The organism is Mucilaginibacter angelicae, assembly GCF_042434235.1.
Classification (GTDB): Bacteria; Bacteroidota; Bacteroidia; order Sphingobacteriales; family Sphingobacteriaceae; genus Mucilaginibacter; species Mucilaginibacter angelicae.
The window spans coordinates 487017-512345 of sequence record NZ_JBHLTS010000021.1; the positions used below are offsets into that span (position 1 = coordinate 487017).

18 protein-coding genes are annotated in these 25329 nt (G+C 43.3%); 10 read left to right on the plus strand and 8 right to left on the minus strand.

The window, feature by feature from the left end; translation table 11 throughout:
• The first annotated feature begins 159 nt into the window (after positions 1–159).
• Both ACFFGT_RS11585 and ACFFGT_RS11590 read left to right on the plus strand, forming a co-directional pair.
• Positions 160–1869: a GMC oxidoreductase gene (locus tag ACFFGT_RS11585; RefSeq protein ID WP_377022692.1), complete on the plus strand. Its 1710-nt coding sequence runs from the start codon at positions 160–162 to the stop codon at positions 1867–1869.
• Between the two features lie 135 nt (positions 1870–2004).
• Positions 2005–2721 (plus strand): ThuA domain-containing protein, encoded by a 717-nt coding sequence (locus ACFFGT_RS11590; protein WP_377022693.1) that lies wholly within the window; start codon positions 2005–2007, stop codon positions 2719–2721.
• Between the two features lie 132 nt (positions 2722–2853).
• Here the strand turns inward: ACFFGT_RS11590 and ACFFGT_RS11595 are convergent, their stop codons facing one another.
• From ACFFGT_RS11595 to ACFFGT_RS11605, 3 genes are all read right to left on the minus strand, one after another.
• Positions 2854–4338: a RagB/SusD family nutrient uptake outer membrane protein gene (locus tag ACFFGT_RS11595; protein WP_377022694.1), complete on the minus strand. Its 1485-nt coding sequence runs from the start codon at positions 4336–4338 to the stop codon at positions 2854–2856.
• Between the two features lie 10 nt (positions 4339–4348).
• Positions 4349–7717 (minus strand): TonB-dependent receptor, encoded by a 3369-nt coding sequence (locus ACFFGT_RS11600; protein WP_377022695.1) that lies wholly within the window; start codon positions 7715–7717, stop codon positions 4349–4351.
• Between the two features lie 118 nt (positions 7718–7835).
• On the minus strand, positions 7836–8984 hold the full coding sequence (locus ACFFGT_RS11605; protein ID WP_377022696.1) for a FecR family protein: 1149 nt from the start codon (positions 8982–8984) through the stop codon (positions 7836–7838).
• A 155-nt stretch (positions 8985–9139) separates the two neighbouring features.
• Between ACFFGT_RS11605 and ACFFGT_RS11610 the strand changes: the two genes are divergently transcribed.
• Both ACFFGT_RS11610 and ACFFGT_RS11615 read left to right on the plus strand, forming a co-directional pair.
• Positions 9140–9727 carry an RNA polymerase sigma-70 factor gene (locus ACFFGT_RS11610; protein WP_377022697.1) on the plus strand — a complete coding sequence of 196 codons (588 nt, stop codon included), beginning with the start codon at positions 9140–9142 and terminating at the stop codon, positions 9725–9727.
• Positions 9728–9813: 86 nt separating this feature from the next.
• A complete protein-coding gene (locus ACFFGT_RS11615) occupies positions 9814–11682 on the plus strand; it encodes a right-handed parallel beta-helix repeat-containing protein (RefSeq protein ID WP_377022698.1) in 1869 nt (622 codons plus the stop codon).
• Between the two features lie 20 nt (positions 11683–11702).
• On the opposite strand, the gene ACFFGT_RS11620 is transcribed toward ACFFGT_RS11615, so the two are convergent.
• Together ACFFGT_RS11620 and ACFFGT_RS11625 are read right to left on the minus strand one after the other, a co-directional pair.
• Positions 11703–12212, minus strand: a complete 510-nt coding sequence (locus tag ACFFGT_RS11620; protein ID WP_377022699.1) for a class I SAM-dependent methyltransferase — start codon at positions 12210–12212, stop codon at positions 11703–11705.
• Positions 12213–12227: 15 nt separating this feature from the next.
• On the minus strand, positions 12228–12623 hold the full coding sequence (locus ACFFGT_RS11625; RefSeq protein ID WP_377022700.1) for a hypothetical protein: 396 nt from the start codon (positions 12621–12623) through the stop codon (positions 12228–12230).
• A 192-nt stretch (positions 12624–12815) separates the two neighbouring features.
• On the opposite strand from ACFFGT_RS11625, the gene ACFFGT_RS11630 reads away from it, so the two are divergent.
• On the plus strand, positions 12816–15827 hold the full coding sequence (locus ACFFGT_RS11630) for a glycosyl hydrolase (RefSeq protein WP_377022701.1): 3012 nt from the start codon (positions 12816–12818) through the stop codon (positions 15825–15827).
• Positions 15828–15875: 48 nt separating this feature from the next.
• On the opposite strand, the gene ACFFGT_RS11635 is transcribed toward ACFFGT_RS11630, so the two are convergent.
• Positions 15876–17084 (minus strand): MFS transporter, encoded by a 1209-nt coding sequence (locus ACFFGT_RS11635; protein WP_377022702.1) that lies wholly within the window; start codon positions 17082–17084, stop codon positions 15876–15878.
• A 75-nt stretch (positions 17085–17159) separates the two neighbouring features.
• A complete protein-coding gene (locus tag ACFFGT_RS11640; protein ID WP_377022703.1) occupies positions 17160–17435 on the minus strand; it encodes an ArsR/SmtB family transcription factor in 276 nt (91 codons plus the stop codon).
• Positions 17436–17701: 266 nt separating this feature from the next.
• Here ACFFGT_RS11640 and ACFFGT_RS11645 point away from each other — a divergent pair, with 266 nt between their 5' ends.
• The gene (locus ACFFGT_RS11645; RefSeq protein WP_377022704.1) at positions 17702–18010 is read left to right on the plus strand and encodes a hypothetical protein; all 309 of its coding nucleotides are present in this window, start codon (positions 17702–17704) and stop codon (positions 18008–18010) included.
• A gap of 10 nt (positions 18011–18020) precedes the next feature.
• Here ACFFGT_RS11645 and ACFFGT_RS11650 read toward each other — a convergent pair whose 3' ends face one another.
• Positions 18021–18494, minus strand: a complete 474-nt coding sequence (locus ACFFGT_RS11650; protein WP_377022705.1) for an Lrp/AsnC family transcriptional regulator — start codon at positions 18492–18494, stop codon at positions 18021–18023.
• 148 nt (positions 18495–18642) lie between these two features.
• On the opposite strand from ACFFGT_RS11650, the gene ACFFGT_RS11655 reads away from it, so the two are divergent.
• From ACFFGT_RS11655 to ACFFGT_RS11670, 4 genes are all read left to right on the plus strand, one after another.
• Positions 18643–19641 (plus strand): NAD-dependent epimerase/dehydratase family protein, encoded by a 999-nt coding sequence (locus ACFFGT_RS11655; RefSeq protein ID WP_377022706.1) that lies wholly within the window; start codon positions 18643–18645, stop codon positions 19639–19641.
• 12 nt (positions 19642–19653) lie between these two features.
• Complete coding sequence (locus tag ACFFGT_RS11660) at positions 19654–20508, plus strand: sigma-70 family RNA polymerase sigma factor (RefSeq protein WP_377022707.1); 855 nt, start codon at positions 19654–19656, stop codon at positions 20506–20508.
• Between the two features lie 245 nt (positions 20509–20753).
• Complete coding sequence (locus tag ACFFGT_RS11665; RefSeq protein ID WP_377022708.1) at positions 20754–22610, plus strand: beta-galactosidase; 1857 nt, start codon at positions 20754–20756, stop codon at positions 22608–22610.
• Positions 22611–22877: 267 nt separating this feature from the next.
• Positions 22878–25241, plus strand: coding sequence for a response regulator (locus tag ACFFGT_RS11670; protein ID WP_377022709.1), 2364 nt, complete (start codon positions 22878–22880; stop codon positions 25239–25241).
• Positions 25242–25329 lie beyond the last annotated feature (88 nt).

Below are 25329 nucleotides of genomic sequence, written 5' to 3' on the forward strand. Positions count from 1 at the left end.
TATTAAATAATAGATCCCGAAAGATATGCCGCGCAAGTAAAAAATCCAGTAATCCAAAAAACCCACCCAAATCCCGGTTCTTTTTCACAATCGATTGCAATATCGATTTATAATTAATATACTTGTTTTATCCAATTTCAAAACCAATTTATATAAACTATGCCATTAAGTAACATAAACGGCAAGGCCAAGGCTAATAATACTTATGATGCCATCGTAATAGGCTCGGGTATCAGCGGCGGCTGGGCGGCAAAAGAGTTATCCGAACTGGGTTTAAAAACCATTATGCTTGAGCGCGGCCGAAACTTTGAGCACATTAAAGATTATAAAACCGCTAACCAGGACCCCTGGGACCGCCACCATGCCGGTGCACCAACCCAGGCCCAGCGCAAGCAGCGCCCGGTGATTTCACGCAGTTGGGGAGCCACCGAACCCATTATGGATTACTGGACAGATGAGCAGGCCGCTCCATATACCGAGATCAAACCGTTTAACTGGTGGCGCTCGTACCAGCTTGGGGGCCGCTCCATTTTATGGGGAAGGCAAAGCTACCGCTGGAGCGATTTTGACTTTGAAGCCAATGCTAAGGATGGCTGGGCTATTGATTGGCCTATCCGCTATAAAGATCTTGCCCCATGGTATGATCATGTAGAGAAATTTGCAGGTATCAGCGGCTCGCTGGAGGGCTTGCCTCAATTGCCCGATGGCCATTACCTGCCGCCGATGGATATGAATTGGGTGGAGAAGGATGTGGCGGCTCGTATTAAAAAGAATTACGACGGTAAAAGGCATATGATCATTGGTCGTACGGCTAATTTAACCGCCGCTATTCCGGGGCGTACGGCCTGCCAGTTCAGGAACAGGTGCTGGGAGGGCTGTCCTTTTGGCGGATACTTCAGTACGCAATCCTCTACATTGCCGGCTGCCTTGGCTACAGGCAACTTAACGGTAAGGCCATATTCTATTGTTACTAAAATATTATACGACAAGGATACAAAAAAGGCTAAGGGAGTAGAGGTGCTTGATGCTGAAACCAACCAAACCTATGAGTATTACTCAAAAATAGTTTTTGTAAATGCATCGGCATTGAACAGTGCTTGGGTATTGATGAACTCGGCTACTGATGTTTGGCAGGATGGCCTGGGCAGCAGCAGCGGCGAGCTGGGGCATAACATCATGGATCACCATTACAACCTTGGTGCAAGCGGATTGGTAGAAGGTTACGAGGATAAATATTATTACGGTCGTAGGGCCAACGGAATTTACGTGGTACGCTTTGCTAATTTGTTTGGCGATAAGCGCGATTACCTGCGTGGTTTCGGTTACCAGGGTGCCGCAAGCCGGATGGGCTGGAGCCGTGAAATTGCTGAATACAGTATTGGAGCTCAATATAAAGATGCACTTACAGAACCCGGCCCATGGACGATAGGCATTGGCGGTTTTGGTGAACTGCTTCCTTATCACGAAAATAAGATCACCCTTGATAAAACCCGCAAGGATAAATGGGGATTACCAATTTTGGCAATGGATGCCGAAATTAAAGAGAATGAGAAGAAAATGCGTTTTGACATTGTGCGGGAGGCCAAAGCCATGCTGGAAAGCGCCGGCGTTAAAAATGTCGAAACACACGATCGTGGACACAACGTTGGCGACGGAATCCATGAAATGGGTACCGCACGTATGGGACGCGACCCTAAAACTTCGGTGTTGAACGGTAATAACCAGGTTTGGGATGCTAAAAACGTTTTTGTAACTGATGGCGCTGCAATGACTTCATCGGCTTGCCAAAACCCATCCTTAACGTATATGGCTATGACAGCACGCGCCGCTCATTTTGCTGTAGACGAATTAAAAAAAGGAAATTTATGATTTGGTGAATAGTGAGTGGTTGATTTGGTGAATAGTAAGTGCTCTAAATCTCCAATTTTAACCATTCACTCAATCAACCATTCGCTCTAAAAAATAATCATTCACCTAATCAACATAATCAACCAATCACCAACAATGAAAAAACTACTAACTATCTGCCTGATAATAGGTGCATCGATAACCCAGGTACTTGCTAAAGATAAAGTACTGATATTTTGTAAAACAGCCGGCTTTCATCATAATTCGATAGCGGTAGGTGTACCTGCTATTATAAAACTGGGCCAGGAAAATAATTTTGATGTGGATAGTACCACCAACGCAGCAAAATTTACTGTCGATAATTTGAAGCAATATAAAGCTGTAATATTTTTAAGCACCACAGGCGATGTTTTAGACGATGCTCAGCAAACTGCTTTTGAGCAATACATTAAAGCCGGTGGTGGTTTTGTTGGGGTACATGCTGCAACCGATACCGAGTATGACTGGCCATGGTATGGTAAACTGGTAGGTGCTTATTTTAAAAGTCACCCCAAACAACAGGATGCGACTTTGAACGTGGTTGACCGTAATTTTATTGCCACCAAACACCTGCCCGAAACCTGGAAACGCTGGGACGAATGGTATAACTACAAATGGATAGCTGATGACCTGCATGTGCTGATCAAGATAGATGAAAAAAGCTATACCGGCGGCGAAAATGGCGACAACCACCCAATGGCATGGTATCATAATTTTGATGGCGGCAGGGCTTTTTATACCGAGCTCGGCCACACCGATGAATCATATGCCGATCCGTTGTATTTGAATCACTTGTTAGGTGGTATTAAATATGCGATGGGTAGGAAGAAGTAGTCTGAATCAGAATTTATTGAATTTTCAGAATGCCGTATTAAAATAAAAGCCTTACCAAGTACAAACTTGGTAAGGCTTTTTTATGCAATTAAAGGATTGGCGTATTGACCTCTCAATTTTAATTATCGGTAATTAATAACCGTCGTTCTGGATCAACGAAGGAGCGTTCCTGTCAACTTCAGATTGCGGAAGCGGCCAAAAATCAAAATTGTCTTTGTAAATTGTCTTCGTTGCCGGGATGAGCGGGTTTTGAATAAAGCCATTCAGCTTATCTTTTGCTATACCCCAGCGGCGCATATCAAAATAGCGTAAACCTTCCAAAGCAAACTCAACCCTGCGCTCATGCCTTATTTTAGTCCTCATATCGGCTTGTGATAACCCTGAAGTAAGTGCCGGCATGTTTACACCCGGTCGTGCCCTTACTTCGTTTACCTGTTTGTAAACGCTTGCATCGGGGCCAACGGCTTCATTTTGTGCTTCGGCATACATCAGTTTAACATCGGCAAATCTTATCCATACATAATCCTGGTCATCGAGCAGGCCCGGCTGCGGATTAACGATCTTTGGATCGAGCCATTTTTTTGATGGGTAGAAACCGGCAGTCCAGTTGTTAACACCTGGTTTGCCAATAGTACCAGGATAAGGCCATCCCTGCGCAGGAGTGTCACCAGGGAAAAAGAAGGTCATTTTTTCGCGCGGGTCATTTGCCTCATACTCATTGATCATGTCCTGTGTACCCTGCAGGTCAACATAGCCTGGCAATATCAGTATCATGGTAAGTGCATCGGGATGGGGCAAGGTAGGCGCACTGTATTGTACCGAAAACATGATCTCAGGGCTGGTTTGCTGATCCGGCTTGTAAAAGTTTGACGGATAGTTGCTGTTAAGCGAAAACAGGCCGCCGTCTATAATTGATTTGGCCATGGCCGCAGCGTCTGCATATTTCTTTTCAAAAAGCAGCACCCTTGTCATTAGGCCCTGGGCCGAGCCTTTTACTACATGCCCCGTAGTAAATTTTTGGTTTGGTAAGCCTGAAATTGCGTTGTTAAGATCGCTTTCAATTAGCTTCAATACATCCGCCCTTGACGATTTACTTACCTTTTGCTTAAAATCTGAAGTGATTGGATCTGCTGTCAGCAATGGCACGTTTCCGTACGTTTCGGCTAATAAAAAATAATTGAATGCGCGTACAAAATAAACCTCGCCTTTGTACTGTGTAAGCTTATCGCCTGTAAGTACTTTATCAACATTAGCCAAAAAGGTGTTACAGGCTGCTATGCTTTTATAAGCGTTGATGTAAAGGCTGTTACTGCCATCGCCCACAAAACCGCCGCTTGAGGGATTAAGACCGGCCACCAGCGCCTGTTGAGCACCGGCCTGGTTATTTTGTGTGTACGTGTCGTCGCTAAAGTTTTCGTACCACATTGGGGCATAGGTTGAAATCTGCCCGCTTCTTGCGTAAAGGGTTGCATACACGCCTGTAAGCGCCAGATCGGCATCGGCAGGAGTTTTCCAGAAGGTGAGGTTTGATAACTTATCGGGAGGCGTTACGTCGAGCTTTTTACAGGATGTAAGGCCAAGCAACACAGCTATGAATATAATGATGTAATTTTTCATTGTTGATGGATTAAAATTGAACAGATGCGCCAAATGTGAAAGTCCTGTTTTGCGGATAACCGGCAAAGCCATACCAGGCATCCGGCCTGTTATTAATGTCTTGCCTTTCCGGGTCGGCACCTTGCTTTAGCGGTGTAAACAATGCAAGGTTATCAACCGAGCCAAAAACACGAAGCGATTTTACGCCTTTGATCATGTTATGCGGAAAGGTATAGCCAACCTGCACATTTTTGATCCGCATAAAACTTGCGCTGTACAAGTGATAGGTTGATTGTACACTGGTTATTTTGGGGTAGCCGTAAAAGCCCATGTATATTTTAGGCATGGTGGTCGATGGGTTTTGCGGTGTCCAACGGTTTAACCAATCGGTAGTTGGCATCGCTCCCTGTGCAAAGGGATCTACACCCCATTTGTACAGGTAAAGTTTATTTCCGTACGAGCCGTAAAGCTGCACGCTTGCATCAAAATTGCCCCATGTAGCACCCATTGTATACGAGTACTCAAACTTAGGATACTGACCAGGGATAATGCTGCGGTCATTAGCATCTACTTTACCATCACCGTTGATATCCTTATACCTGATATCGCCGGGTGTAGGTACACCGCCAAGGCTCGACTGATCGGGCGCGCTGTTGATCTCGGCCTGATTTTGGAAAATGCCCTGCATGGTGTACAGGTAAAACGAGTTGATTGGGTAACCGTTTTGCATAATGGTTTGCTGGTCGGGGCCGCCTACCTCAGGCGCTCCAAAAGACACTACCTTGTTGCGATACAGCTGGAAGTTTGCAGTAGCATAATAGCTGAATTTTTCAGAAGGGCGGTCCTGGTAATGCAGGCTAAGCTCCACACCTTTGTTGCTTACAGCACCGTTATTTACGGTAGGTGCGTTTACACCTAAAGCCAATGGCACCTGCGACTGCCTTAAGATATCGTAGGTGTATTTGTTAAACCAATCAAAGGTGAAAGTAAGCTTGCTATTGAAAGCCACGAGATCAAGACCAATATCGGTCATACGGGTTGATTCCCAGGTAAGTGCAGGGTCGATGAGCTGATTAGCCTGGAAACCATTGGATATGGTACCATTGAATGAATAAACGCTTTGTACCAATGTAGGTTGGTAAGGATAGTTACCGATATTCTGGTTTCCAAGCCTGCCCCATGATCCCCTGATTTTCAGGTCGTTCATCCATGCTACATCCTTGAGGAAATTCTCTTTTGAAATTCGCCACCCGGCCGAAAACGATTCATATAAACCCCAGCGGCTGTTGCTGGGCAGGCGGGATGTGCCGTCATAGCGCATGCTTGCCCCCAATAAATATTTATCGTCAAAATTGTAGTTGGCATTACCGTAAAACGAGCTGATGGCCCACTGTGCCGATGTACCATTGTTCTTTAATCCATTTAATGATCCGGCGTCTATTTCTTCCAGCTCATTGGTTGGATAATTGGTACGAAAGGCACCGAGATTACTAAAATGATCAACCTCCTGCTGCGCGCCACCTAATACAGTAAGGTCATGCCTGCCAAATTGTTTGTGAAAGTTTAACTGGCTATAAACAGTTGAATGGGATTCATCTTGTTCCGTGGACGTAAGGCCGGGTGTGCCTACATCTGCATTGCGATAGTAGGATAGATCACTGTACAGGTATTGGGGAATAACAGGGGCAAAGGTTTTGTATTTTTGGAGGTTAAAGCTTAAGCCCGCCCGGTTTTCCCATTTTAAAGCATCGAAAATCTGCACATCAAGTGAGATATTACCCTGACCATAATAATTAGGATTATGTGTTAAGATCGTTGATGATAACACAGGGTTTTTATTGCCGAGCTCCTTATCATAAGCCTTGGTGATCCACAAACCATCCGGGGTTTGAGCCGGGTAAAGCGGTGATTGGGCTAATGTAGAAATGTAAAGGTCGGTAGCGTTATCAAACGGATAGTTTCTGTCGCCGTAACGTATCTGGAAATTGGTACCCAGTGTTACCCGTTTGTTTATCTTCGAATTTAAACCGAGATCAAGTGTGTACTTTTTGTAATCGAACCCCCGCATAGTACCTTGCTGATTGGTTAAGCCTAAGCCAATACTATAGGTTGTTGCTTCACTGCCCCCGCTAAGGTTAAGGTAGTGATTTTGTACGGTGGCCGTTTTGAACATATCCTTAAGCCAGTCGTGATTTGGATATTTTACCCTGTCGGTAGCATTCTTATACAGATCAATTTGATCCTGCGTGTAAATGGGTGCATTGCCCGAATTGGCTTCTGCCTCATTAAGCAATTCCATATACGTTGCTGAATTGGTGATTAACTTTGGCAGCCTCGTTGCAGTGGCAAAACCTACATTATAATTGTAGCTTAATGCAAGGCCCCCACCGGCTTTACCTTTTTTTGTTTTGATCACCAGTACGCCGTTTGCACCCCTTGAACCATAGATAGTAGCTGCCGCGGCATCCTTCAGCACCGTTGCCGATTCAATATCGTTTGGGTTAATAACACTAAGGTCGCCGGGAATACCGTCAACGATAACCAGGGGATTGTTACTGGCACTACTGAATGTTCCTAAGCCACGGATCCGGAGTTGTACATTTTCATTGCCCGGTTCTGCCGAGTTTTGTACCACAGATAGCCCGGGAAGCTGGCCCTGTAAAAGCGATGTTGGATCGGTAGCAACCCTTTTGGTCATGTCTTCGCCTTTAACAGAAACTATGGCGCTGGTTAATGTGTGTTTGCTTTGGGTACTGTAACCGGTTACAACTACCTCGTTAAGTGCTTTTTTATCTTCAACAAGGGTAACGTTGATCTCTGTTTTATTGCCAACTGTTATTTCCTGCTTTGCAAATCCAATAAAGCTGAAGGTTAAGACCGAACGTGCATCCGGCGCGTTAATGGAATAAGAACCATCGCTTCCGCTGATAACCCCTATACCTGTTCCCTTTACCTGGATATTTACACCGGGGATGCCCTGGCCTTTTTCGTCAACTATCTTACCCCTTACCGGGATGGCTATGGCGGGCTCAGGATCGGGCCTGGCCTTTATAGTTATGGTTTTTTTATTGATGAGATAGGTGAGGGGCTGACCGGAAAACAGCATATCGAGCGCTTTGGTGATACTCACATTTTTAAGCGATAATGATACCGGGGCCGCTGTTTTAACCAGGGTGGCACTGTAAATAAAGTCATAACCGCTTTGCTGCTGTAAATTGAAAAGCACATCTTCTAATGGTACTTTTTGTACCTCAAGACTAACTTTTTGCGCATAGGTAGTGGCACTCACCTGCATTATGGCCAGCATAATCAGGGCACACGATAATTTCATAATCCGGATAATTTTGAGCAGCGCATGGTGGTGCCGCCTGAACTTTGATTCAGTAAATATTTTATACATTTGAATGTTAGGTTTTAATTAATAATTGGTTGTCGCTCAATTGATCATTGATTACCTTGCGCCATACCGGGGGCGCGCCAACGCCTCCGGTCTTTTACCAGGTAATCGTAAGTACTTGTTAATTCATTACGATTATCCTCCTTTCTTCAATTTTAAAGTGTACTAATCCTGTCAGTTCAAGTCCTTTCAACAGTTCGTTGATATCTTTATTCATAGAATATATCCCGCCAAAAGTTTTATGGGTAACATTCCCCTCATATTCAACCTCTACATCATACCAGCGGGAGATCTTTCTCATGATTCCGCGGATATCATCATCCTTGAAAATAAAATAGCCTGTTTTCCAGGCAACCACCTGGTTTACATTTACCGGCCTGGTAGTAATTTCCTGGTTGGTCCCGGCAATACCCTGCAAACCCGGTATCAGCAATACCGATGATTTACTGTTCGATAAATTAACAGAGCCTTCAAGCAGTGTTGTTTTTATATCTTTTTCATCCTCATATGCTGCAACGTTGAAATGGGTGCCTAATACTTTCACATTAACACCTCCCGCATGCACAATAAAGGGGAGGTGTTTGTTTTTAGTCACCTCAAAATAAGCTTCACCTGTTAATGTTACGCTTCTGTCGGCACCGGTAAAGGCAACAGGGTATGAGAGGGAAGATGATGAATTAAGCCAAACCATGGTTCCGTCGGGCAGTTTAATTGAATATTGCCCACCCCTTGGTACTGTTACCATATTCCGGGCAGGTTCACCGGCAGGTGGTGCTGCATCATCACTACTGTAGGCTATAAGCCCGTTAGCCAGTTTTTTTACAGATGATTTACCGGATTTAGCTAAGACACCATTTTTTGCATCATCCAGTGTTATACTTGATCCGTTGGCCAATGTGAGGATAGCAGTATTCCGGCCCGGCTTTATCGGCTTAGATGGTGATTTTTTTACCGGGTTGGCCGCAATGGTATTTTCCGGTTGTTTTTTCTGGAAAAGAAAGATAGCCGAAAATATCAAGGCAACTGCCGCTGCTGCTGTCCATCCCCACATCATGCGGAAGCTTTTCTTCTGATGTTTATTGGCTAATGTTTCTCGGATGCGGGTATATATTGCTAACCGTTTTTGCTTGCTTGCCTCGTTAAGTGGCAAGCCGTCGGTTTCTGAAAATTTAAAATCATCCTGGAACTCCATCAGGCGCGCTTCCTCTTCGGGGGTACATTGCCCTGAATTAAACTTTTCGTATAATTTGATATATTCTTCGGGTGTCATTATTGGTTGGGCCGTTATGAGATTGGGGCCATTGTATATATAGTGTGCTGCGCGATGCCTCAACACACATACATTTGGAAAAAATTATCAATTTAAATTTATGTGTTGATGACAGTTGCAAATCACAAATAATTTTTACTTTTATCGCACCAATCATGACCAATAAACTTACTGACAATGAATTATGGGAGGCTGTTGTCTCAGATAGTTCCAGGGCTTTTGTAGTCCTGTATAATCGGTATTGGCATAAGCTTTATCAATCGGCAAAAAAATATTTAAAAGATGATACAGCGGCTGAAGAGATTGTTCATGATGTTTTTGTGGCTTTGTGGCAAAAAAGACATACCTCAAATATCATAGATTTTCAAAAATATATCCTGGTAACCGCCCGGTATCATGTATACAAACAGTTGCGGGCTATGGCTGCCGAAAAAATTGAATTTTATGAACAAATACCCGAGCAGCCTGCACTTGCCATAGTCAGCGACGCAGATGTTAAACTTGGGTATGAGGACCTGCAGACCGAGCTAACCAATGTACTTAAGCAGCTACCGCGCCGGTGCCGGGAAATTTTCTGGCTTAGCCGGGTGGAAAACCTGAGCAACGACGAAATAGCAGAAAGGCTCAATATCTCCAAACGTACTGTTGAAAACCAGATCACTATAGCGTTAAAATTTTTAAGATCATGGTATCCTCATTTCAGCGGTGCAGCCATATCCCTGCTTTTTGTTTTTATCCTGTGATTATACTGCAAGGGCAATTTATTTTATAATTGCTGTGTGTAAATGTTATGCTATCTACACTATATATTAGTAACCTGATATATACCATGAGATACTTTACTGCAAAATACCTGTTACTTTTGGGCTTATTAATGATGTGCAATTTATTAATGGCTCAAAATAAGCCTGTTGGGTATTTAGCTTCATCAGCCCGGCATGTTTCCCCCGGCAATAGGACCTATTACATCGATGCGGTTAAGGGTAGTGATAATAATGCCGGACTGAGCAGTACAAAGCCCTGGAAAACATTTGCTGGTATTAACCGGCTCATCTTATCATCGGGGGATAAGGTAATGATATTATCGCCGGGGGCGTTTCACGAAACCATGTCTATTGTAGCCCATGGAACAAAAGAGAGACCTGTTACAATCAAATTTGCGCCTGGGCAATATGATTTTTTTCCTGACGGGGCTTTTAAAACGCAGCTGCAGATTTCCAATACGAATGATGTTCCATATGGTTTAAAGGCAATCGCCCTGATGATTGACAGCAGCAAGTTTGTAAATATAAGCGGCAGCAGCGTCCTGGTCAATTTAAGGGGAAAAATGATCGAAACCTATATTAATCATAGCAGCAACATCAAATTAAGCGGTTTAAGTTTCGACTATCACCGGCCGACGGTTTCGGAGTTTAAGATCACCGAGCTAACCGAAAACCATGCAGATGCCGTAGTTAACTATGACTCAGAGTTTAGTGTTAAGGATAGTATATTGAACTGGATTGGCGAAGGATGGCATTATCAGCCCGATTCATACTGGCAGCAATATGACCCGACATCACGTATGCTTGAGCGACTGGATATTCCGCAGCAAAACCTGAAATATGTTGCCTTGAATCAACACCAGCTCCGCATATTTTTTAAGCAAAACCCAGGCTTTCAAAAAGGTATGATTTATCAAAACCGGGATGTTACCCGCGATTGTGCCGGATTCTTTATACAGAAAAGCAACAACATCGGTTTAGATCATATCCGTATTTACTTTATGCATGGAATGGGAGTGGTAAGCCAGTTTAGTAAGAACCTTCGCTTTACCAATGTTAGCGTTAATGCCCGGACGGGGCGCACCTGTGCCGCATGGGCAGATATACTGCACTTTTCGGGCTGCAGTGGTAAAATTGAAGTGGCCGGGTCTTATTTATCGGCCGCAAATGATGATGCCATTAATGTGCATGGCACTTTTTTAAAGATAACAGAAAAGCTTTCCCCAACACAGGTTAAGGTTAGGTTTATGCATGACCAAACCTACGGGTTTGACGCTTTTTCGGTTAATGATAGTATTGGCCTTGTTCACCCGGCAAGTTTGCTTACTTACCAAAACAATAAGCTGTTGAAGGTTCAGAAATTGAATAATAGAGAATTCCTGCTAAACCTGAGTAAACCATTGCCCGAAGATATGCAAACCGGTGACGTTGTAGAAAACACTACAGCCACTCCTGAAGTGTGGATCCATCACAATACTATTGAAAAGATCCCGACGAGGGGAATCCTGGTTACTACACGAAGAAAAGTACTTATCGAAAACAATATCATTAAACGCACGCACAACAGTGCCATCATGATCAACGATGATGCATCGAGCTGGTATGAGTCAGGTGCTGTAAAAGATGTAACTATCAAAAACAATATGTTTTACGAGTGCGGTGGGCCTGTTATAGGCCTGTTGCCTGAAAATAAAGTAACCTCAACAATCCCGGTGCATAGCGGCATCAAAATAATTGGTAATAAGGTTACTTTAAAAGATCCAATGTTTTTTAATGCTTCAAGCACATCGGGGATATGGGTTACCGGTAATAAAATAATCACATCCGGTTATATTAAAGATATCAATAAGTTCATCAGCTTAAAGGACTGCAGTGATATCAAGATTTATAACAACCAGGTGATAAAATCAAAGGATGCAGCGACAGGAAAGTAAAATGCCTGTAATATTGGATTTTATTTCAAAGCAAGCGCCGAATAGATGATGCCGCCAAACCTTGAAGGCATTTCTGCCAGTTTATGGATTTGATAACCCAACCGGGAAAACTCGCTATCTAATCCCTGAAATGAAATAGGATAGGGAACCCAGGGACTGGCTTTTGTAGTGTCATATTCTACAATTAAAAATTGAGGACTGCTTTTAAAAGCGTTTTCAAATTGGTTGATCAGCTTTGATTTGTTAGCTACAAAATGCAATGAGTTGGCCATAAGCACTCCATCTAATGCGCTTAATACTATTGGCTCATTCACAAAGTCAGCTTTTTTGAAATCTATTTTGATGCCATTGCTGAGGGCCGGGAAATGTTGTTGGGTTTTATCAATGGCTGTGATATAACTTTCAGGTGGCAGGAGGTTTGCAAGAGCAAATGTGAATGTGCCGTTTCCGCAGCCAAGATCAGCCCAGTATTGCGCGGATTCACTCGTTATTCCTTTCTCTATCAGAGCTATAGCTTCGGATTGTTGCATAGTTGAAAATGACAGCTAAAATTCGTCGGCTGTTGTGCGGCTGTCTATATAGGGCGAACTATAAAAACTTATAATTAAAAGCTGGTAATCAACAAGGAAAGTCCATTCTGATGTTTGATCTCTTTTATTGGTAACAACATCTTCGCAGCCAAATGAAAAATCGATATCCAATACTATACGAAAACTTCCCTGCCCGGTGTTCTGTTCAAACTTGACCCTATCAAAATTTAAACGGATCACTTCCGGCGAGCCTTCTGGTCTGAATTCGCGCTCAAGGGCATATTTTAATTGCTCGTAGTTTACTGAAAGAGGCTCAAATAAAACATTCAAAAACTTCAACAAGCTTGCAGGTTCATCCTTTAGCTCATCAAGCTGTCCTTTCTGAAGTTTAATTTGTAAGCTGTTCATCATCGATACAAAATTAAAAACAAAAACGGGAATAAATGCAATGTGAAATATAGCCGGTTTTTAAAACATAGTTATTCAATTATTGGGGTGTTTGGCAAATCAAAAACTATAAATCAAATATCAAATAAGTGCTGTTAATTCAATGGAAATTAAAATAGTTTTGAATTACCCATTGGCTTTTTTACCTTGATAATAATGTATAAACCTTTCATAGCCTCGCTTATCGTTTTTTTATGTATTCAGTTTGCAGCCCTGGGGCAGGTAAGCAAATTGAAAGCGGGTTTCATTAACCCGCCCGATAGTGCAAAGCCGGGTGTATACTGGTATTTTATGGATGGCAATATGTCGGCGAAGTCAATCACTGCCGATCTCGAATCCATGAAAAAAGCAGGCATTGGCAACCTCATATTTTTAGAAGTGAACGTAGGTATCCCGCGCGGGCCTGTTGATTTTTTAAGTGAGGAATGGCAAAACATGTTTGCCCATGCTGTAAAGGAAGCGAAGCGTTTAGGCATTGAAATAACCCTTGGTATAGGTCCTGGATGGACAGGCAGCGGCGGCCCATGGGTGCCGGTATCACAATCTATGCAGCATTTAGTGAGCAGCACTATCAATATAACAGGAGGAACAAGACAGCAGATCACTTTGCCCATACCTCAACCAAAGGCCCCTTATTTTGGAGAAGGCGCATTTACCCCGGAATTAAAAAAGCAATGGAATGATTTTTACGAAGATGTGGCTGTAATTGCATATCCAACACCGGCGTCAGCTTCGGCCAAAATTGCCGATATTGATGAAAAAGCCTTGTATTACCGGGCCCCTTACTCATCGGTAAAAGGCGTTAAACAGTATCTCCCTTATACGGCAACATACCAGGAACCTGCTAAAGATGCGGTAATAGATAAAAGTAAGATCATTGATCTCACTGGCAAACTGAATGTTGATGGTGAGCTTGATTGGATTGCCCCCAAAGGAAACTGGACAATCATACGCCTGGGCAAACGGAACAATGGCGCTATCACTCGCCCGGCCCCGGTACCCGGCCTGGGTTTTGAAGCAGACAAGTTTGATACTGTAGCGCTGAATGCGCATTTAGAAAACTATGTTGGCAAGCTGCTGCGTAAAACCGGTAAACCCGATGCGGCTGCTCAGGGCGGTTTAAAAAGATTGCACATAGACAGCTGGGAGATGGGCGCTCAAAACTGGACTGGAAATTTCCGGGCCGAATTTTTAAAACGAAGAGGTTATGACCCCTTGCCTTACTTCCCCGTTTACGTAGGCAACGTGGTTGAAAGCAATGAAATTAGCGAACGTTTTTTGTGGGACCTGCGGCAAACCGCACAGGAATTGGTTCTGGAGAATCATGCCGGTTACGTAAAACAGTATGCACATAAGCTTGGGCTAAAATTGTCAATTGAGCCTTATGATATGAACCCTACGGCCGATCTTGAACTGGGTAATATTGCTGATGTGCCTATGTGCGAGTTTTGGAGCAAAGGATATGGTTTTAACTCGTCATTCAGTTGCATGGAAGCTACCTCTATCGGGCATGTAAACGGAAAATTATTGATCCCTGCAGAAGCCTTCACCGCCCAGGATGATATGTGGAAGCAGCATCCCGGGTCGATGAAAAACCAGGGCGACTGGGCATTTGCCACCGGTATTAATCGTTTTGTTTATCATACTTTTCAAAACCAGTTCCTGGCCGATTCATTGCGCCCCGGTGCAACTATGGGGCCATATGGGGTACACTGGGACAGGAACCAAACCTGGTGGCCTATGGTTAACGGCTATCATGATTATGTATCGCGCTGCCAGTACGTACTGCAGGAGGGCAGGGCTGTGGCCGATGTATTGTATCTTATTCCCGAAGGTTCTCCGCATGTATTCAGGCCGCCATCATCGGCAATGGATGGAAATATGGTGATCCCCGACAGGAAAGGCTATAATTTTGACGGATGTTCGCCGGGACAGTTGTATAAAGCAAGTGTTAGGAACGGGCAGATCGTGTTCTCCGGTGGAGCGAGTTACAGGCTACTGGTATTGCCAGCCGTTAAAACTATGACGCCTGGGTTATTGCAAAAAATCACATCATTAGTAAATGAAGGTGCTACTGTTGTGGGTTCGCCTCCTTTAAAATCACCGGGGCTGTCCAATTATCCAATGTGCGATGTGCAGTTGGCTACTATGGCGAAAAAACTTTGGGGTACTTTGCAGGAACCGGATCAGCAAACAGAACACCAGTTCGGCAAAGGAAAATTGATATGGGGAGGTGAGTTGAGCAAGAACATCAACGATCTTTATCCTGAATATGAACTCACTGCCGGGATCCTGCAAAAAATGAACGTTGCGCATGATTTTACTGCTAACGGACAATTGAGATATACTCACCGGGTTGTTGGTAATGATGATGTTTATTTTGTATCCAACAGAACGGATCAGCAGGTTGCAACTACCGCAACATTCCGGAGTGTTAGCGGTACCATACAGCTTTGGGACCCCATGACAGCGAAGGTGCGAGTGCTGCCTGAGTATTCCAGAAGAGCATCCGTTACTTCGGTGCCCTTAAAGTTTGAGCCTTATCAAAGTTATTTCGTAGTATTTACTAAAGAGATCTCCGTTGCTATCAACCGGAAAAATTTTGCTGATCATAAGATCGTAAAAGCATTGCAAGGCCCATGGCAGGTGAGTTTTGATCCTAAATGGGGAGGGCCCAAACAGATCCAATTTGATAAGTTAAAAGACTGGACCCAACGCCCGGAAGATGGTATCAGGTACTATTCAGGCACCGCGGTGTATCGTAAAACATTCGATCTGCCTGTCGGCATATTACTGCAAAAAAACAAAAAGATCAGCATTGATTTAGGCGAAGTAAATAGTATGGCCAGAGTAAAAGTAAATGGTAAAAATGTGGGCATACTATGGACTGCCCCCTGGCGAATTGATATCAGCAACGCAGATTTAAAAAAGCATAACCAATTGGAAATAGAGGTTGTAAACCTGTGGCCCAACAGGTTGATTGGTGATGAAAGACTACCCGACGATGGGATTCAAAATGATGAGAAGTGGCCCGAATGGCTGCTGAAAGGTATGCCACGAAAAAGTAAGAGGTTCACTTTTTCTACTCATAAATTTTATACAAAAGATTCATCCTTATTAAAATCGGGATTGATTGGCCCGGTTAAGCTTCAGCAGAGTGATTTCTAAAAATTATCCCCAACGTAACTTAGGTTGGGGATAATTTATTTACTTAGTTTACTCACAAACCACCACCTGTATAGCTTCTGGCTCGGATATTTCTTCAATCTCTGTTGATGTTGCTTCCTGTTTAGCCTTTTCAGTAATAAAGCTCATGCCAAAGGCAATCAAAAGGAGCGGTACTGTCATCCAGATTACCTGGTGGATACCGTAGTGGGCAATCACAAAGCCGCCTAATAAAGTACCCAGCGTAATACCGGCATTGAAAAAGGAGGGAAGCAGACTGTTTACAAAATCAAGCGCAGGCTCCTGGATGCCATGTGTAAGCTGTATGTTGGCAGCCAAAAATCCCCCGGTATGTATAAATCCCCAAACCGAAAGGATGGTAACCATAGGAACAAAGTACCCGCCAAACTGATATGCCAATATATGGGTTGCAATTAACGAAAGTAAAAACAGGCGTACGGTAAGTGTTACGTTTTTACTAAGCGCAATGCCCATAAGCCAGTTACCGGCTATACCTGTACCGCCGAATACCAGCAGCATAATACTGATTTGCGCCCCGCTCATCCGCGATACTTTATCCAGGTATTCGGCAAGATAACCATAGGTAGCAAACATACCAGCCAGGATAATGGTTGAAGCCAATAGCTTAACCCATAAGTGTACACTGCGCAAGATTTTTACCTGACTTTTAGGGCTTGCCTGTTCCTCATTAACCGGCATTGAGGGTGCAAACAATGCCAGAGCGCCAAAGGCCAGTAAGTTAACGATAGCTGATACTACGAAAGATGCCCTCCAACTGAACAGATCGGCCATATAGGTGGTTAATGGTACGCCAAGCACAGTAGCTACGCTAAGTCCGGCCATAACTATGGAGATAGCTTTTGGTGCATCTTTTGGCCCGGCCTGCTTTGCCGCAGCAGTCATGGATACAGCCCAGAATACCGGGTGTAAAAAGGCCGGTAAGATACGGGCAATCATGAGTACGGTAAAGTTTGGTGCTATCGCTGATAATAGGTTAGAAATAACAAATATTCCCAATACCAGGCACATGACAAATTTGCGGTTAAGCCGGGCCGTAAGCATATTGGTAAATGGTCCGGCAAGCGCCACAGTTAAGGCAAAAGCACTAAGCAGCCAGCCCGCTGTATCAATGGAAATATGAAATTCCTTCACAAGGTCGGGCAGGATGCCGATAACCCCGAACTCGGTAGTAATGATGCCGAAAGCACCGAGGGCCATGATGTAGATTGATTTGTTCATATGTAGATGTATTTAAATATTTAAATGTTTCGATGTTTTTAATTTGAAAACGTAAATAGAATTGAGTATTAATGCTTAGCTTTTTAATTCGTTCAGGCAGGCAATGTACTCGTCAAGCACTTCCTGGTTCAATACATACTTGAGGTTGCGGCCTTCCTTTTGGGGGAGCAGCAAATCGGCATCAACTAATTGTTTAAGGTGGTGCGATACAGAAGGCTGGGTAAGGTCGAGCAGATCATTTACCTCGGCACAATAAAGGCAATCCTTCTTTTTTTTAAACTGCTGTAAAATAGCTATCCGGTTTGCATCGCTTAAGGCCCTGGATATTTTCTCTATTTTTTTATTGTCCATTATCGTTCGCTGTCATGATGTTTAATCATCATTTTGATGCAAAGATAGAATAATATAAATATATAGAAATGTTTCAATGTGTTTGTAGGGGAGAAATGACAATACAAGGATATAATGTCATTGACTGGTTCTTGAAAATTTAATCTTTTGAACTGAAGTTTAAGATTGGTTGGGCCTCTCCAGCGTTGGTAACCTTGTCACAAATACCCCCGCTTATTGGCACGTTTGCCTGTTTAATACCGATGGTTTTGCTTTAATTTTATGGTATGAAAGTAGTAAGAGTACAATACACCACACGTCCGGAATTTGCAGCCACCAATCAACGGAACATCGCTGCCATTGTTGAAGAATTGAAAAGCTTAAATCATCCCGGCATCAAGTATACCGCATGGCTATTGCCCGATGGAAAAACATTTATGCACTTTGACCAGCTCGAAAATGAGGAGGCGCATCTGGTATTACAGGGACTGGCTTCGTTCCACAAATTTGCAGATGAACTTGAAGCCAGCGATCTGGAAGTTGAACCTAAACTTGAGCTGCTCACACTCGTTGCCTCAACAGAGCACTATTTTTGACGATCTGAAACTATTGCTTCCCGATTGGCAATGCCGTTTCGGTTTTTGCAGCTTTCATCACGAGCTTGGTTTCCACCTTGCCAATGGCGATGATAGCGAAAAGCCTGTTCATCAGAAAATCGTGGTACTCTTTACGGTCTTTAACTGTAACCTTTAAAATAAAGTCAAAATCGCCGGTAAGGTGATAACATTCCAGCACTTCCGGAAGTTTAATGATCTCGCTTTCAAAATGGCTTAGGCTATGCTGGCTATGGTCTTTTAATTGCACATGTGTAAAGGTCATGAAATCAAGCTCCAGTTTTTCATGATCAAGTACAGCCACATATTTTTTAATATAGCCGCGTTCCTGCAACGAGCGGATGCGGTTATTAATTGGCGTAGTGGTTTTATTAAGCTTAAGGCCTATCTCCTGACCGGTAAGGCGTGCGTTTTCCTGCAGTAGCTGGAGTATGCGGATATCTGTTTCGTCGAGTTGATTAAGCATAAGAGGTATAAAAACTAAAATATAAGCTCCATATATTTACCAAAAGTTTTAAAACCTGTTTTTAAATGTATTTTTAGTCTTAAAAACCAAATTTTAAGTTCTCTATGGATTATGAGGTTGTGAATATACAATTTTACATCATAATTCTATGGAACACGACAAAAATCAACCATTACCGGTAATCCTTGTTACCGGCGCCCGCGGGCAGATCGGTACGGAACTGGTTGCCGCTTTAAGGAACGTTTACGGCAGGAAACAAGTAGTTGCTACCGACTTGCATGATGCTACAACAATACCGGATCAGCAACGGCCATATCACCAATTAAATGTACTGGATAAGGATGAGCTGGAAAACCTGATTATTACCTATGGGGTAACACAAATTTATCACCTGGCGGCTACTTTATCTGCCAAAGGCGAAGAAGCTCCGCTAAAAGCATGGCATCTGAACATGCAAAGCCTGCTGAATATATTGGAAGTAGCCAAAGACCATAAATTGAACAAGGTGTTTTGGCCAAGCAGTATTGCCGTGTTCGGGCCGTCAACAGCCCGCAAGGTTAGTCCGCAGGATGCTTTGCTTGATCCGCAAACGGTTTATGGCATCAGCAAAGAGGCAGGTGAACAATGGTGTGCTTATTACAGGGAGCATTACGGACTTGATGTACGCAGCCTGCGTTACCCAGGGTTGATCAGCTACAGCGCCCCGGCCGGTGGGGGTACTACCGACTATGCGGTAGCCATATTTCACGAAGCTTTGCAAAATGGATCGTACCAATGCTATTTAAACCCTGACACTGCTTTACCAATGATGTATATGAATGATGCTGTAAGGGCAACGCTTGAGCTGATGAATGCCCCGGCAGAAGCACTTAAAGAACGTGGCGCTTACAATATAGGTGCTTTAAGTTTTACACCTGCCCAACTGGTAACAGAATTACAAAAGCATCTGCCCGGATTTACTATCAGTTATAACACAGACAAACGCCAGGCTATTGCAAACTCATGGCCGGCAGGTGTTGATGATACCGAAGCAAGGCAGGACTGGAACTGGGCTCCTGAATACAACCTCGCCGCTATGACTGCCGATATGCTTCAACACCTGGCGCCGGTTTATAAAAGTGATAGTAATGCTGCAACTGTGAGTTAAACAAGGGCAGTAATGAGAGACCTGAATATTACCCAAATTATCACAGCCCGTGATGCAGCTTCACTGGAGAAATATTTTAGTGATATTGCCCGCGAGCCGACTATAAATACCGAGGAGGAAGTTCTGTTAGCCGGAAAGATCAGGCAAGGGGACCTGGCGGCTTTGCATAAGCTTGTAAAGGCCAATTTGCGTTTTGTAGTTTCGGTAGCGAAAAAGTATCAGCATCAGGGTATGCCCATGGGCGATCTGATAAACGAGGGTAATTTAGGTTTGCTTGAAGCCGCCAAACGGTTCGATGAAACCCGCGGCTTCAAGTTTATATCTTATGCGGTTTGGTGGATCAGGCAGCGGATCATGGAAGCACTTCTTGATAAAACACGGATGATCCGCCTGCCCGCCAACCAGGTAGATATGATTGTGCACGTTAACCGGGCAACAGGAGTTTTAGAGCAACAGCTTGAACGATTGCCTGCCCAGGATGAGATAGCTGCATTTCTGGAAACAGCCGAATGGAAAGTAAAAGAAGCGTTATATGTAGCTCCATTTACGCATTCGTACGATAAGTCTGATACGCCGGGGAATGACGGATATAGCCTGCTTGATCGTTTACATATTGATGAACCCGGAGCAGAGGGGCTTTTAGAAGCATCTCAACTTAAAAAACAACTTGATGATTTGCTCTGTGAGTTAAATAGCACCGAGCGTTCCGTTATATTTTATCATTATGGCCTTGATGGCCACAGTGAACTCTCGGCCCCCGAAATCGGGAACCGGCTTGGCGTAAGTGCAGAACTGGTAAGGCAGTTACGTAACCGGGCCATCACCAAACTTAAGGAAAGAGCGAACCTGCAAAAACTTGAAGTATAGCTATTCTGCCAATAATTTTACTTGGCATCATGCTTACTTATGTTGCTTCATGCCTTCATTGTTTTACAAATTTTATTTGAGGTAATATATCTATTTGGCATTTTTCAAGCTTAGCAAACGTTTGCGTTGAATTAAGATAGCAGGAAATTAGGCATTACTATTTTAGCTTTATAACTTAGGAGCTCAATAAACATCATGATTGCTATGCTTACTGAGCTTATCATGAGTCAACGCTACAAACGCAAATGAAAAAAGTATTTCTTCCCCTGTTATTGCTAACCCTAATTATTTCGCAGGCTTTTGGCCAGGCGAAGCATAGTTTTAAGATTGCCGATGGTAATTTTATATACGACGGAAAACCTATCCAGATCCACTCGGGCGAAATGCATTTTGCACGAATTCCTAAAGCATATTGGAAACAGCGCCTGCAAATGCTCCGGGCAATGGGCATGAACGCCGTTGCAACTTATGTATTCTGGAACCATCATGAAACCAGTCCGGGTGTATGGGATTTCAAAACCGAAAACCGTGATATTCGTGAGTTTGTAAAAACTGCACAGCAGGAAGGCTTGATGGTAATATTAAGGCCGGGCCCTTATGCTTGTGCCGAATGGGAATTTGGCGGCTATCCGTGGTGGCTTCAAAATGATAAGCAGCTAATTATCCGCAGTAAAAACGACCGCTTCCTGGATTCATGCAAAACTTATATTAACCAGTTGATGGGGCAGGTTAAGGATTTGCAAATAACCCATGGCGGGCCAATTATTATGGTACAGGCCGAAAATGAATTTGGATCATACGTAGCTCAGCGCAAGGATGTGCCGCTTGCCGATCATAAAATTTATAGCGCTGCTATAAAAGAACTGCTTTTAAAAGCAGGGGTTGATGTACCGCTGTTCACTTCAGATGGCGACTGGCTGTTTGAAGGTGGGGTAATAAAAGGTGCTCTGCCAACTGCCAATGGTGAGGGTGATACTAAAAATCTGAAGAAACTCATCAACCAATACAATGAAGGCAAGGGCCCGTATATGGTAGCAGAATACTATCCTGGCTGGCTTGATCACTGGGGCGAAAAATTTGAAAAAGTATCAGAAACTTCAGTAATTAAAGATTTGGAGAAGTATTTAAAAGATACCGTATCATTTAATATTTACATGGCGCACGGTGGTACCAATTTTGGTTTTACAAGCGGCGCCAATTATGATAAGGAGCATCAAATTCAGCCTGATATTACCAGCTATGACTATGACGCCCCAATCAGCGAAGCAGGATGGGTAACTCCTAAATTTACGGCTATCCGTAACCTGATGAAAAAATATGCAGCTTATTCAATTCCGGAAGTACCTGCACAAATCCCTGTGATCCAGATCCCGGCTATTAAGCTTACCAAAACAGCCGACCTGCTGGAGCTTGCTAAAAATCAGCCCGCCGTTGAAAGCGATACTCCGCAAACATTTGAAACATTGAACCAGGGCCATGGCTATGTATTATACAGCCGCAAATTTACACAGCCCATCAGCGGTACTTTAAACCTGCAAGGTTTGCGTGATTATGCAACTATCTACGTTAACGGCGAAAAAGTTGGCGAGCTTAACAGGCAAAGTAACAAATTCAGCTGTCCTATAAACATTCCGTTTAATGCCCGCCTGGATATTTTAGTTGAAAATCTTGGACGCATCAATTACGGCGGCGAGATCATCCACAACCTTAAAGGCATTATTAGTCCGGTTAAGATTGAGGATCATGAAATTACCGGCAACTGGCAAATGTACAAACTGCCTATGGATAAGGTGCCTGCGCTTGAGGAAGGCACAGCAAATACAATTGGCCGCCCAACACTTTACCAGGGAACGTTTGAGATCAGTAAACCGGGGGATACCTTTTTAGATCTGAAGAATTGGGGTAAAGGCATCGTATTCGTAAACGGGATCAACATTGGCCGTTACTGGAAAATCGGCCCGCAACAAACACTTTATTTGCCGGGTTGCTGGCTTAAAAAAGGTACAAATAGTATTATAGTGCTTGATCAGCTGAATGATACACAACAAACCGGGATCACTACGGTAACTGTACCGGTTTTAGATGGTCCCGTAAGTAAATAATATCTGTTTTTAATTTAAATAACCAAAGGCGGCGGGAAATTATTCTGCCGCCTTTTTCATTGCTGTTGCTTAACATGGTTGTAACATTAACTATTAGTACTTAAATCCAATACCAATTTAACCCATTGTTTATATCAACCAATAAGCCACAATAAATAGTTTACAATATTCGTATGGGTTGTTATATTCACACTTTATTATGAATATCCCGGAGCTGAAGGAAACAAATTTATGAGCTTTTGATTTTTGTAATATAGCCGTAAATCAATGAAGGTCAGTAAGGTTATATATGTAGTATTTATTTTATTCACAGCAGCCACAGCAAGGTTATCTGCACAAACCAACTATGTAGCGGCGGTACATGGTGTGTTAGACCTTCGCAATAAGCCTGTTAATGATAAAATTGAGCTAACCGGAAATTGGCTGTTTTATTGGAATCAATTGGTAAACCCCAATGACACAGCTGTTATTAAAGACAGGCTATTGGTTGAGTTTCCGTTTAAATGGAATGGATATACCTGGCGGGGTAATAAACTGCCTGCATTTGGTTACGGTACTTACCGGCTAAAAATTTTACTTCCCCCAAAACACGCCGATTTGAAGCTGGGCATGCCCGATGTTTACAGTGCCTACAGGCTGTATATTAACAGTAAATTAGCATCATCAAACGGAAAAGTAACCACTTCCGAAAAAGGTTTTGAAGCGCACTGGGAGTATCATGCCATTAATCTGCCCAATACTGATACCATCAATATCACGTTACAAGTCTCCAATTTTATACACAGTAAAGGCGGCATTGGTAAACCGATATTCATAGGCCCTGCAGAAAAAATAGACCTTGCCCGGCATCGTGCCGAAGGAATTGACCTGATGCTAACCGGTTGTTTATTGATGGGGGGCTTGTTTTTCCTCGGCTTATACCTGCTGGGCAGCCGCGATAAAGCTATTTTACTGTTTGCCCTGTTTTCGATGGTTTACAGTTACCGGATTATCGGGACAGATAACTATGTGCTGCATACCTTATTGCCTGATATTAACTGGTATATAACTGCACGGCTGGAGTATATGAGCTTATTTTTAGGAATAGGTTTATTTGGCCTTTACACACGCTATTTATATCCCATAGATGTAAGCAACAGGATTGTAGATGCCATTACCGGTATTTGCTTTTTATTTACATTGATGTCATTATGTGTTCCGGCCTGGCTTTTTACACAGTTGGTAAACCCCTTTTTAGTAGTAATGCTTTTTTGCCTGGTTTACATCCCTTATGTATATTCTAAAGCCTGGCGCAACAACAGACCGGGATCTGTTTATGCATTAATGAGCGCCTTTGCACTCATGTCGGTATTTGGTATTTCACTTTTTCATTACTGGGCGCTTATACCTCCGTTGCAGTTGGTTAGCTTTTTAGGATATCTTACTTTTTTCTTTATGCAATCGCTTGTGTTGGCCCATAGAGTGTCATTTGTATTGAAAAAGGCAAAGGTTGAGGCCGAGCAGGGCTTAAAGGCAAAAAGTGAATTTTTGAGCACAATGAGCCATGAGATCCGTACGCCACTTAATTCGGTAATAGGAATGAGCCACCTGCTGCTCAAGAACGAGCCGCGTAAGGATCAGGTTGAGCATCTCGACGTAATGCTTTTCTCGGCTAATAACCTGCTGGCCATAGTGAACGACGTGCTTGACTATAACAAGATAGAGGCCGGGAAAATAACGTTTGAACACATTGAAATGGACCTGGCCGCAATAGCACGGAACGTTGTAGGCGGCTTACAAACAACAGCCCATGATAAGGGCATAACCATGAGGCTTGATTTTGATGGGAAACTGAAGCATAAACTGCTTGGCGATCCCACCCGCTTGTCGCAGGTGATCACTAATCTTGTTCATAATGCTATAAAATTTACACCAAGCGGCGAGGTAGTATTGGGAGTGGAGGTAAAAGAACAAACCGAAGCTACCGTTACTTTAATGATCTTTGTTAAAGATACAGGTATCGGAATTCCCCGGGGTAAACAGAAACTCATATTTGAGCGCTTTACCCAGGCTGATTCGTCGATATCACGCAGTTTTGGGGGGACGGGTTTAGGCCTTGCTATCAGTAAAAAAATACTGGAGCTGCAAAAGTCATCCTTACAGCTTATCAGTGAAGAAGGGGTTGGGTCGATATTTTATTTCATTCAAACCTTTGAAAAAGCGGCTAAGCAACCAGATGTTGTCAATGCTAAACCCCATGAAACGGATAAACTCCTTAGCGGGATCTCTATTTTGCTGGTTGACGATAATCCGATGAATGTAATGGTTGCCCAAACCTATTTAAAACGCTGGGGAGCAGTTACAGATGTAGCTACTAATGGGTTGGAGGCCCTGGATATGCTTGATACATCAAAACACCGCCTGGTATTGATGGACCTGCAAATGCCGGTGATGGACGGGTATGAATCAACTAAAAAAATGCGGGCCAGTGGTGTTAGTATCCCTATTATCGCACTTACTGCTAATTTGCCCAAGGATGTTGAAGAAGAAGCTTTCAAGACCGGTTTTGATGATATCGTAATGAAGCCCTTTTTGCCTGATGAACTGCATAGTAAGGTTCTGCATTATGTTTTTAAACAGGAGCACGCGTAAAAATCATCCTTTAACAAAAATCTCTTTCCCTATTTAAATAAAAATTTCATTTGCTCATAGGGGTAAAATAATCCTGGCGTGTTTCAGG